Annotated in this window: 3 protein-coding genes; 2 read left to right on the plus strand and 1 reads right to left on the minus strand. The window is 22.1% G+C overall.

Annotated features, from left to right (window positions below; genetic code table 4):
* Positions 1-240: 240 nt before the first annotated feature.
* On the plus strand, positions 241-11,661 hold the full coding sequence (locus tag EXC47_RS01095) for an MGA_1079 family surface serine endopeptidase (protein WP_165255928.1): 11,421 nt from the start codon (positions 241-243) through the stop codon (positions 11,659-11,661).
* A 138-nt stretch (positions 11,662-11,799) separates the two neighbouring features.
* Positions 11,800-12,324: a hypothetical protein gene (locus EXC47_RS01100; protein ID WP_129646317.1), complete on the plus strand. Its 525-nt coding sequence runs from the start codon at positions 11,800-11,802 to the stop codon at positions 12,322-12,324.
* A gap of 51 nt (positions 12,325-12,375) precedes the next feature.
* Here EXC47_RS01100 and EXC47_RS01105 read toward each other — a convergent pair whose 3' ends face one another.
* Complete coding sequence (locus EXC47_RS01105; protein WP_129646319.1) at positions 12,376-14,184, minus strand: APC family permease; 1,809 nt, start codon at positions 14,182-14,184, stop codon at positions 12,376-12,378.
* Positions 14,185-14,246: the final 62 nt, after the last annotated feature.

The raw sequence follows: 14,246 nt of genomic DNA on the forward strand, positions 1-14,246 counted from the left end.
TATATAGTGTATTCTGAACAAAAATGTAATGAAAATTAAAATAAATAGTAAGTTTATATGCCTACATAGTAAAAGAATCATAAATTTTATATAAAAAATCAGCAAAATTTATGCTATAATAAGAAAAAAATGTAGTTACCTACATAAATTTCTATCCCTCAAAATAAATTGATTAAATATATTTATAATTAGTTTTTTAAATTATTTATAATTTAAAAGTAATTTTATATGGAGGTATTTATGAAAAAAACTTTAGCATTATCAATATTAGGAGTTGTGGCCTTTGTTGTTTCTTGTTCAACAAATGAAATTAACGAAAAAGAAACAGAAAAAAATAAAGAGCAATTTTTAAAAAATAAAGAAGAACTAAAAAATATTATTCTTAATTTAAAATATCCTAGTGGAAAAGATTCAGCAGTTGTAAAAGAAATTATAGAAAAAATTAATTCTATTGATTCAAATGACCTGATAGCTTTAGAAAAAATAAAAATTATTAAAAAATACGTATTAGAATTAAAAGAAAAAGTTGAAAAAGCTAATAACGAACTAGAATCATTAGGTTATGAAGATTATGTTATAAATGAATTATTTGATTCAGCTGACACAGATGAAGAATTTTCAAAACTTTCTGATGCTATAAAAAAAGAAAAAGAAAAGAAAAATCTGGAAATAAGAAAAAACAATTTAGATACAATTGTTAATCTTTTGCCATACCCTGATAAAAATGGTGAAATTATAAGCGATATAAATGATGCGCCTGCAATAGATAGAATAAAAAAAATTTATCATAATGATTTAACTAAAGTTATAGAAATTGAAAGTAAAATTGAAAACTTACGAGAAAATATTTTAAATTTTATTGAAAAAATTAAAACAATATCTCCACAAAATAGAATAAATTTTATAAATGATAATAGTGAAAAAATTAATTTTTATGAGTTGCTAAGAAATTCTATTTCATATGAAGACTTCGAAGCTTTAGAAAATAAGATAATACTAGCTTTAAAAAATGAAAAGGACAAAGCTATTAATTATATAAATAATTTAGATAATTTAAATTCTAATAAAAAAAGTGGTTTTGAAAACCAAATTAATAATTCTAAAAATTATAATGAAATTTCTAATATTATAAATGAAGCGGAAAATAGAAATAAAATTGATGGTTTAAAAAAATTGATTACTATAGAAGATTATATTATTTCTAATGAAAACCGCCAAAATTCTTTATTAATAGAAAAAATCAACAGTAGCATCAATAATATTTATTCAAGAATTGATAACATTAATATTCAAGAATATAATGATCAAAAAAATAATTTAATTAATTTAAAAGAAGAATTATCTGATATTAAAAACATTATAAATTCATTAGCAAATAATGATGTTTATTCATTAGAAGAATCAAAAACAAAACTAATTAATATGCTTGCTTTAGTTCAAAGCTTAAAAAGTGCAGAATTAGTAAAACTAGAAATTGAAAAAGATAAGTTAATAAATAAAGCATATAAACTTCCTTATCCTGGAAAAAATAACGAAAATAGCAATATTATTGCTATTCAAGATATACTAACTATTATCAATAATATTAGAGAATTAAGCGAATTAAATGTTGTTAATAACACAATAAATGAAATACCTCAAAAAATTAATTTAGCTATAGATGAAATAGAAAGTATTTCAGAAAATAATGAAATTCAAGATTTAGAGAGTAGAAAAGAATATTTAAAATCAGAATTAAATAAAGCAAATACAGAAGAAGAATTTAATGATCTTTTTGAAAACATAAGACTAGCAAAAACACAAAGTGTTGAAGAATATAATAAATATAGAAAAAATAAACTTATAGAAAAAATAAAATCTTTACCATATCCAGGTGGAATTGAAGCAGAAGCGATAAATGAAATTTTATCTTTAATAGATAATAGTGAACTTTCTATTGACGAATTAAATAATGTTGTAGATTCAATAATTATAAAAATAGATCAAATAATAAATAGAATAAGCGGCTTTTCACAAGATAACAAAAATATAATTAATGAAAAATTAAATTCAGCAAATACAGAAGATGAATTTAATAAAATAATCAAATTAATTGATGCTTTAGAACAGGATGAAAACAATAATTTTGCGACAAGAATAAATGCATTAGAATTTTTAAGTGAAGAACAAAAAGAAAATTTTATAAATCAATTGAAGAATAAAAACTTTGAACAAAGAAAAGAAATATTATTAAATGCAATTAAAGAAAATATTATTTCAAAAATTAATTCTCTTCCATATCCTAATAATAATGCTTCTGGAAAAAATATTTTAATTGTTGAAACAAATATTTTAACAATTGAAAATGAACTAAATGACAAATTAAACCAGATAAAAGAAATTGAAACAGCAATAAATCAAACAATAAATAAAATAAATAATCTTCCATATCCAGATGGAACAAGTGCACCAGCTGTTTCAACATTGAAAAATAGATTAAATAGTTTATCAAATAAAGAAGAAATTTTAAATTTAGTAAATCCATTATTAAGCGAAAAAATAACTTTATATAAAAATATTTTAAACTCTCAACTTAATCCTTTCCCTTCTGATGCAAGAGATTATGGACTAAAAGATAGAATAAAAGGGCTAATTGACTTAAATTCTAATTATGAAAATGAACTAAAATGAAACTTATACGAAACCAAAAGAAGACGTGTTGTTAATACATTAATTGATAATTTAGATATTTTAGATTCAAATGCTAAAAGTAATTTAAAAAGAGAAGTTGTTGAAATACCTGATGCAAGAAAAACAGAAGCTATTGATGATTTTGAAACAAAAATGCAAAGTTTAGACAACATTATTTTAAAAGCTCAAAAAGAAAATGCAAAAGCTCACGTTGATACAATTTCATATCCTAGTTCAGAAAATTCTTTAACTGCTAGAAACTTTTTAAAAAATTTAATAGATCAAGCTAATAATATTTCAGAAATTAATAATTTAAGAACTCAAAATCAAAATATAAAAAATAGAATGTCTACAACTATAAATAATGTTAATTCTATTGTAAATGTCCAAAGAAAAAATAATATAAATAACTTATTAAATAGTGTAGATAATATCAATGACTTTGATCAAATTGATATTGAAATAGAAAAAAATAAAGCTTTGGATTATTTAGATTCATTATTATTTTTAAATGAAAATCAAAAATCTACTTATTCAAATAACATTAATACTTCATTAAACAATCAATCAATTGAAACAATTAAAAATGAAGCAAGAATACAAAATTTAAAAGAAGAAGTTAAACAAGTAGTTGATACTATACCTTATCCAAATAGTAATTCAAGAGAAGCTAATAATTCAAAAAATACATTAAAAAATGAAATTCAAAACATTGTTTTAGAAAGTGATATTCAAACAAAAAGAACTTCTATAGAGCAGTTTAAGGAATTATTGATTTCTAAAAAAACTGCTATAAATTCTTTACCATATAATTCTAATTCTGCTTTAGCTAAAACTGAGCTTACTTCACTTTTAAATAATGCTACTAACATTGAGTACTTAAATAGAATTTTACCTGAAGATTGAAGTAATAAAGTTTTAATGTACAAAAATCTTATAAAAAGGTTTTTTGGAAATAATAGTGAATTGCTCGCTAGACTTGATAAAACGCACCCAACTAAACAAAGAGTTAATGATGATGATAACTTCACATTGCAAAATCTAGATTATCAAGTTTTAGAAACAATGAAGCAAAACAATATTAGAAAAGTTAATAGTCTTTCTAATTTGGATCAAAATAGAAAAAATCACTATAGAGATTTAATAAATGCAATTCAAAATACCGGAGAGGATTTATTACCAAATCCTAATAAATTTGAGCAAATAAATAACTTATATTTAGACTCTAAAAAAGAAAGCGTTACAAATAAAATAAATAATTTAACTAATTTAACTAATTCAAATTTAAGCGATTTAAATAATGTAAATAACTCAATTCAAAATTTAAGAAACTCATTACATAATAATTTAAGAGGAATAAATAATGAATCTGAAATAGATACATTTATTACTAAAGTTAATAAGTTAAATGAAGTTTTAAGTAGTTTGAAACAAAAATTCCAAAATGACTATATTATAGTTATTAAAACATTTGTTGATAAATTAATAAATGCTTCTAGTTTAATAAATATTAATAGTATTAATGATGAAATTAACAATTTCTATAGAGAATTAGAACTATTAAAAGCATCAAATGGTTTATTAACAATTTATAGCAATAATGTAAATAATATTACACTTGATAATGTTAAGTATAAGGCTTATAATACATTATTAAATGAAGTAAAAAATTCTACAAATTGAGAATTTTTAAGAGACTTAAATAATAAAAAACCTTTATACGAAGCTAATATAACTTATACAAAAACAAATAGAGAAAATATTCCTAATGTTGCAATACAAGGGTTTAATAGAAGAGTTTTAGAAAGTACATCAGTAGATCAAATAAGTCAAATCACTAATGAACTAACAAGTTATAAAACCAAGTTTGATGAATCTGTTTTATTATTGAATTCAATTGGTAAACAATCAAATAGAGTTAGTTTAAATGCATTATTAAATAATGCTTCTAATTTAGAATCATTAGATAATTTAAAACAAAAAATATTTGAATTTAGCAATATTTATAATAGGGCAATAGAATTAATAAATCAATATAATGAATCAACATTAAAAGAAGAAAATAAATTAAATCAATTTAATCAAACATTAGATAATACTCAAAATAAAAATGATATAGAGTTATTAATACAAAATATAAATAATGAAATAAATAAATCTAATAATCTTGAAAATGTAAGAAGCTCTTTAATTGAAAAAATTGAAAATTCTAATATTGAAAATTATTTAAAAATCGTTATTAAAGAAAATTTGATGAATCAAAATGATTTACAAATAATTAAAACTTTATACAACAGCTTTTCAAATTTAATTGAAAACATAGATGAAGAAAATACAGAATTATTTATAAGAAACATAAATGATTTAGATTCTTATTTAAGCATAAGAAATGATTTAAATAATGCATTTAACAGAAATAAAATTAATACTTTAAAAAATATTATTCTTGAACAAGATTATTATGTAAATGGTGTTACATTAACCCAAGAATTAAGAAACAAGATAAATAATACTTTAAGAGAAATCAATTTATCAATTGAATCAATAACAATTAATCAATTTGAAGAAAAAAGAAATTCATTGACCGAACTTAAAAATAATTTATCTTCTACAAAAGATTTAATTAATAATTTAAATAGTTCTGATGTAATTTCATTAGAAAATACAAAAAATAAAATTGCTAATTTACTAGCAGTTGTTAAACATAACGATGAAATAAGATCAGTTAAATTAGAAATTGAAAAAGAAAAAATTAGAAATAAAGCTTTTAAATTACCTTATCCTGAAAAGAATTCTCAAAGTGATAATATAATAGCAATACAAGATATTAATAATTTAATAGATTCTTTTAATTCTTATGATGATTTAGTTGCTTTATCTAGCCATATTGATACTATTCCAGAAAAAATAAATAATGCTTTAGAAAAAATAAATGAAATTAACTTAAATGTTGAAAATTCTCAGTCTAGAAAAGAATCATTAATTACAGAATTAAAAAAAGCTAATACAAATGAAGAATTTATTTTATTAATAAGCAATATTGAAAATGCTAAAAATCAATCTCAACAAGAATATTTTGAAAGTAGAAAAAATAATTTACTTGATAAAATATCTAGATTACCTTACCCAAATGCAAATGCAACAGCTAAAACTTCATTAAGAAATCAAGTTTCAAACATTAGAAATGAAGAAGAATTATTAGAAAAAACAACATTAATAAATGAATTAGAAACAGCAATAAATCAAACAATAAATAAAATAAATAATCTTCCATATCCAGATGGAACAAGTGCACCAGCTGTTTCGACATTGAAAACTAGATTAAATAGTTTATCAAATAAAGAAGAAATTTTAAATTTAGTAAATCCATTATTAAGCGAAAAAATAACTTTATATAAAAATATTTTAAACTCTCAACTTAATCCTTTCCCTTCTGATGCAAGAGATTATGGACTAAAAGATAGAATAAAAGGGTTAGTTGACTTAAATTATAATTATGAAAATGAACTAAAATGAAACTTATACGAAACCAAAAGAAGACGTGTTGTTAATACATTAATTGATAATTTAGATATTTTAGATTCAAATGCTAAAAGTAATTTAAAAAGAGAAGTTGTTGAAATACCTGATGCAAGAAAAACAGAAGCTATTGATGATTTTGAAACAAAAATGCAAAGTTTAGACAACATTATTTTAAAAGCTCAAAAAGAAAATGCAAAAGCTCACGTTGATACAATTTCATATCCTAGTTCAGAAAATTCTTTAACTGCTAGAAACTTTTTAAAAAATTTAATAGATCAAGCTAATAATATTTCAGAAATTAATAATTTAAGAACTCAAAATCAAAATATAAAAAATAGAATGTCTACAACTATAAATAATGTTAATTCTATTGTAAATGTCCAAAGAAAAAATAATATAAATAACTTATTAAATAGTGTAGATAATATCAATGACTTTGATCAAATTGATATTGAAATAGAAAAAAATAAAGCTTTGGATTATTTAGATTCATTATTATTTTTAAATGAAAATCAAAAATCTACTTATTCAAATAACATTAATACTTCATTAAACAATCAATCAATTGAAACAATTAAAAATGAAGCAAGAATACAAAATTTAAAAGAAGAAGTTAAACAAGTAGTTGATACTATACCTTATCCAAATAGTAATTCAAGAGAAGCTAATAATTCAAAAAATACATTAAAAAATGAAATTCAAAACATTGTTTTAGAAAGTGATATTCAAACAAAAAGAACTTCTATAGAGCAGTTTAAGGAATTATTGATTTCTAAAAAAACTGCTATAAATTCTTTACCATATAATTCTAATTCTGCTTTAGCTAAAACTGAGCTTACTTCACTTTTAAATAATGCTACTAACATTGAGTACTTAAATAGAATTTTACCTGAAGATTGAAGTAATAAAGTTTTAATGTACAAAAATCTTATAAAAAGGTTTTTTGGAAATAATAGTGAATTGCTCGCTAGACTTGATAAAACGCACCCAACTAAACAAAGAGTTAATGATGATGATAACTTCACATTGCAAAATCTAGATTATCAAGTTTTAGAAACAATGAAGCAAAACAATATTAGAAAAGTTAATAGTCTTTCTAATTTGGATCAAAATAGAAAAAATCACTATAGAGATTTAATAAATGCAATTCAAAATACCGGAGAGGATTTATTACCAAATCCTAATAAATTTGAGCAAATAAATAACTTATATTTAGACGCTAAAAAAGAAAGCGTTACAAATAAAATAAATAATTTAACTAATTTAACTAATTCAAATTTAAGCGATTTAAATAATGTAAATAACTCAATTCAAAATTTAAGAAACTCATTACATAATAATTTAAGAGGAATAAATAATGAATCTGAAATAGATACATTTATTACTAAAGTTAATAAGTTAAATGAAGTTTTAAGTAGTTTGAAACAAAAATTCCAAAATGACTATATTATAGTTATTAAAACATTTGTTGATAAATTAATAAATGCTTCTAGTTTAACAAATATTAACAGTATTAATGATGAAATTAACAATTTCTATAGAGAATTAGAACTATTAAAAGCATCAAATGGTTTATTAACAATTTATAGCAATAATGTAAATAATATTACACTTGATAATGTTAAGTATAAGGCTTATAATACATTATTAAATGAAGTAAAAAATTCTACAAATTGAGAATTTTTAAGAGACTTAAATAATAAAAAACCTTTATACGAAGCTAATATAACTTATACAAAAACAAATAGAGAAAATATTCCTAATGTTGCAATACAAGGGTTTAATAGAAGAGTTTTAGAAAGTACATCAGTAGATCAAATAAGTCAAATCACTAATGAACTAACAAGTTATAAAACCAAGTTTGATGAATCTGTTTTATTATTGAATTCAATTGGTAAACAATCAAATAGAGTTAGTTTAAATGCATTATTAAATAATGCTCAAAATAATCAAATTTTAAATTCTATTAATGCAAGTATTATTGAATTTTCTAATTCATTTGCTTTAGCTCAAAGATTAATAAGTGAATATGACTCATTAAATGGAAAAGATTCAAGAAAAACTAATGAATTTAATAGCGAGCTTGATCAAGCTCAAAATAAATCCAATATAGATTCTTTAATTGACAAAATTAATAATGAAAAAGATAGAATACAAAATGTAGATAATAGAAAAAATGAACTTTTATCTAAAATAAGAAATGCAAAAATAGAAGATAATTTAAAAAATTCTATAAATGAATTTGTTAGAATTCAAAGTAATATTGAATTAATTGAATCATTAGACGCAGAATTGTCTTCATTAATAAATTATATTGATGCTGTTATTGAACTAAAAAATGATATAAATAACAACTTTAATATAAATAACGTAAGAGGAAATAGACTTTTAAACTTTAAAAAAGAAATTGCAAAATTAAATAAATTTATTTCTTCTAATAAATTGAAAAAAATTAATTTTTCAAATATTAATGAAACAAAAAATGAAATTGAAACTATAATAAATAATTTAAATTCTATTAAAAATAATACAGATAATTCAAATACAAATACTTCAATAGAAGATTTAATTAGAAATGAAGCAAGTAATATCTTTAGACTAGAAGCAAACTCTGATGCAAACAAATTTAATTTTAATCAATATGAAAGTGTTGGTTCATACAACTTAAAAAATGCAAAATTATTTTTTGATAATTTTGATACTGATATATATGATTTCGAGATAGTAGATATTCAATTAATTGGAAATAATTTTGAAAAACTTTCATTTAAAATTGAAGCCACAATGAAAGATGATGAAAAAACAAAAGTTCATTTCTTTAAAGAAAAAACCTTTAATTCGGGAATTAAAAATTTAGTTGACCAAATTAATTTTTCAAATCTTGATGAGCTTTTCAAAATTAATTATGATTCAATAAGAGTAAATACCTTAAATGAGTGAAATAATCTAAGTTTAAAGCAACAAACAGACAATTTTGTAGAAACAAAATCATCTATTTCAAATTTCTTTAAATATGAAATAAAAAATAAAATAATAATTTCAAATTCGAAACTTTCTGCTAATGTTTCAATAATGTTTAATAACCAAGTTGTAAAAAATATAACTTTAAATTCTGTTAATAATATAAGCTTTAGAGAAGTAACAGAACAAAGACAAACAACAATAGATAGAATAAATCTTGAAAAAGTTATGTCTATTTTAAATGAAACAAATCAAAATAGAAGGAAAGAGTTATTTTTCGAAAATACCTCTATTAAAGATTTGAATAATTGAGATGTTCATAACAATTTCTTAGCTTCACAAGCAAAAGAAAAAATAAATACTCTTTATAATTTACCTAAATTTGGAAAGTATGAAATTTTTATAAAAGATATTTACAATATTAATGATTTTAATGGTAAAGCATTCTTTACTTTATGATATAGAATAAATGGTCAAGAAGCTCCAGGATATAATTTAGAGCAAAGAAAACAATATAATTTTTGAATTGATGGTTTCCAATTACAAAACTTTTATGATGTTAGACCAAAAGGCGAACACTTTACAGCTGCAGATTTTGATAATTCAGAATTTACTAGACCTGGACAAGATATTATAGATTTAGCAAATAGCATTAATGAAAGCAATTTTGAATGAAAACATGCCATTGGTAGATTTTGAGGTTGAACAAATGGTACAAATCAAAAATTTAGATCTTTAAATGCAAAAAGCTTTATGGAACAAAAAGCATTTTTAAAATTTGAATATTTTATAAAAATGGTAAAAGGTAGAAATAGTAAAGGAAATAACAGAGTTAATGATGAATATGATTCAGTTGGAAACACAGCTTTATATGATAAAGATATTGTTGTTAATACAGCTAACATAAATCCATTAAAAAATAATTTTTATAGATATTTTTATGATTTTATATTAGAAGATGATAGAAGTTTAAGTTTTAAAATAGGTTACATTAAAAAAGATAATAATAATATTAGATACTCAAACGGAACTAGATATAGACTTATTAATTTAGTTAATGATTTTGAGCAAACATTATATCCTGATGTAATGGTTAATAATATTAAATATTCTGATCTAGATATTAATACTGCTGAAATTGCAAAAAGAACTATTTCTTTTTATAAAGGAAATATTAATGAACTTAAAAAACATATTAAATTAAGAGGTAATGCTCAAAATAAAATTGTTTATAAGAATTATTGAATGAATAGGGATTCTTTCTATGTAACTGACATAAAAAGAATAAATAATACTGAAGCATACGTAAGATTTGAGTCAAGAGTGTTTAATGCAGATGCAGGTAGAAAATTTTTAGGTGATGCATGATATAAAATATCTGGTTTCAAGGCTGAAAATAATAATACAGCAGAAACACTATCATTTACAAGTGAAAACTTGCATACTATATTTGAATCAAATAATGAAATTAAAAGAAAAAGAGTTATTGAACCTTACTGAAAAGATTTAATGTGAAGCTTAGATAAAAACACTAATACTGCTAGTTGGTTATTTGACAAAAAGTACATACAGAAAACTTTATTAGAAAACAATCCTTCTAAAAAAGAATTAGAGTTTAAAATTTTTGGAAATATTTTATTTAATGATAACTCTAAAAATAGTAGAGTAAGAAATGAAAATGATTCGATAGCAATAAAAATTAATTTAGATGAACTTATCAGTAAAAGAATACTATCAAAAGAATTTACAACACCTTTAATTGAAGGAAATTCATTTAAATATACCGTTACCTATGAATGAACTGAAAAAGGTATTAGTTTTAAAATTTTTACAAATGATAGAACAAACAAAATAATTATTGATGAGCCAGAAGTTCAAGCTTTTGATAGTAATGTTAAATTTGATAAAAATAGAGCTTTAATAATATTACCTGCTGCTGCAAAAGTTTATATTTCTTATACAAACAATTTAGAAAAAGAAAATTTTGGAGTAGAATCTAATAAATTTGATTACAATGATGTTGAATATACAGAATTTGAACAACCTATTTTATTTAGCAATGATCTTGATTTCTTAAAAGACAAATCGATTTATAACCCTAATCAAAATGTTGATTATAGATTACACGAAGGTTATAAAATGAATATTGAACAAATGAGAAAACACAAACAAAGAGATTGAGATATAGTTTCAACAGCTTATATAAGATCTATGTTAGTTATGCTTGATAGAGCATATGGTTCAGCTTCATTATTTGGTAAAGTTAATGATGACCCTAACGACTTTAAGTTTTACGGTATAACTAATAGACACGTTGAGAATGTATCTAATATTTCAGAAATTTCTGGTGATAATTTATTATTAGAAAGAAGAAATAAAAAATATGTATTTTCTCCATATACAAGTATTTCTCAACCTACACCTTATAATACTGTTTCTAAACAATATGAAACAAACGACATTATTAGACTTTTATCAAACCAAAATACAAAATTAAATAAAATATAAGGTAAAAATATAAACATTATTTGATCAGGTGTAAATCAATCAAATAATAGTGGTTCAAATACAAACGCAAATGTAGATTTAACTATTTATGTAATTGATCTTAAAGAAGATTATTTAAGAGCAAAACGTGAAGGTTGAATGAATATTGTCTGAAAAATTGAAAATCTTATGAAAAGAAAAGGTACAAATTTAGATATAGATTATAAAAATTCTTATATTTCAGTGCCTAATATTAGAGAAGTTTCTAATATTGCTTGACCAAATGTTAAATATGCAGCTCAAATATTTAGAAGATTTTCGCCTAATAAATTTATTTCAAATGCAAATAGAAAAGCTTCTTTTGATCATGGTTGAATAACATGACAACAGCAACATTTTCACTCTCAATACTTCGGTGGAGGGGGAGCTAGTGGTAGTGGCTTATTTATGGATGGCGATATTTTTGCAGGCGCATGAAATTCAGGTTCAAACGGTAATTTTGATGGTTTCTACTCTGGTGGACCAAAATATGCAACAAGAGATTTTAATTATTTAGGAATAAACTTTAATAATGAAAATCCTTTTACATTAAATAATGTTAATTCTTTTGCTGCACAAATTTTAAGAGCAAATCTAAAAAAACCTAATGAATATGATTTACCTTGATTCTTTAGAGAATATTAAAAAAATAAAAAACTTATAATTTGCCAAAAATGCTTAATTATAAGTTTTTTATTAACCCTTAATACCTAATATTTTATTTTTATATTCATAATATTTATTTAATGAACCGAATTTTTTCTTATTAATTTTATCTTCAATATATGTAGGTAAAAATGATAAAAGAATATATATAATAAGAACAATTACAATAGAAATTCTAGATATTAATAAATCATTAAATAAAGAATTTACATTAATATTTGAAAATGCTATAGAAGCTTCCAACGAAGCGTTTAAATTCATCGTCTCAAGAATTGTTCAAGAATTTTTATAACCGTATTGATTATTTAAGAACACATTCATATTCTGAAAAGTTAAATTCCTTGCTGTATAAAGCGAGTCGAAACCTATTAATAAAAATAAATCAATAATAGGAATAACAATTGTTACTAATAATGAGATAAATACAATTATTACTGAAATATATGCAGCTGGTAAAAAATATTTCTTTTTATCAATTATTTTAATCCTATTTGTTTTTCTATTAATTATTCCACCAAGAATAGCAACTCCTATATATGCAAATGTAAATGAAGATGTTCAATTTGACATAAGATCGGCAAATGAATATAATCTTGACATTGACCCACCTGATTTTGATAATAATGCTCTTCAATCATTTTTTGAATCAAATACTAAATAGTCTTTATTTAAAGGTAAATAAGCTAATGAACCAATAATTGTAAATATTGTTACAATAGTTATAGTAATAATTAATGAATATATAACGCCAACAATAGGACGATTTGGATTTAATTTTTTGTTTAACTTTTCCCAAAAAGGCAAATCCCCTAATGCTAATAAATCTTCAATATATCTTGGAACTCACATTGAATAACTATTAATTATTCCAAAAACTCCAATAGTTATAAAAAGATTCATTAAACCGAAAATAATTTTTGCTACTTTTAAATTACCGAATAAATTTCCGATATAATCTTGCATTTTCGAAAAAGAACCACCGTTAATAGACATTGAAATAGCTATTAATAAATAAATTAATGTCGTAAAAGCTAATCCTAAAAATATAACTGCTGGAGTTTTTTTAGGTTCTTTCATTTCTGATTGAACACCTGCTGCGGCATAAAAACCATCATATGCAAAGAAGATAGCTGCTATTGCCAAAAACACGCCTAATCCAGCACCAATGCCGCTAAATGAAGCGATACCATCTCCAACTTTAATTGCATGTGATATTGAACCATTTGATTCAACTAATATTTTAACTTCAGAAACACCACCTGTGTTTGTGCCTGCTAAAATAAAGCCTATAATAGCTATAAAAACAAGAGGAATAAACTTAAAACTTAAAAACACTTTATTTTGAATATCACCTATTCTAGATCAAATAGTTGGAATAGTTAAAAAATAAATAGATATAAATAGAGAAATTATAAGTCAAATTAATCAATCATGTGAAGTTCCAAATATTATAGGTTTTCCAAAAAAAGCTGTAAAACTGTCTTGTAAGGTTAAAATTGCATATAAAGGCATGAAAAAGTATGTTAGTGGAAAACATATATAAGTCATAAAATTTTTTGATGATAAATAAATTTTTCTGTTATTAAATACTTTTGTTCAACTCATCAATGATAAATTATCATTTCTAACTGAAGAAATTTCTATTAAAGACAATCCCATAGTAATAACAGCAACTGATGCTATTATTCAACAAAAGGCTGCTAAAATAATTGACGAATGCGAACTACTTAGTACACTACCTGATTTAAAGAAGATACCTGCACCTATTGATCCACCTATAACGATCAACATTGCACTAATAAAGGAAATCTTCTTTTCTTTTGTTTTTATATTAGGCATTTATTCCTTTCTGTTCTATTTTATTAATATTAACATGTTAATATTAAATTAAATTGTATGTG

The organism is Mycoplasmopsis maculosa, assembly GCF_900660665.1.
In the GTDB taxonomy this organism is placed as follows: Bacteria; Bacillota_I; Bacilli_A; order Mycoplasmatales; family Metamycoplasmataceae; genus Mycoplasmopsis; species Mycoplasmopsis maculosa.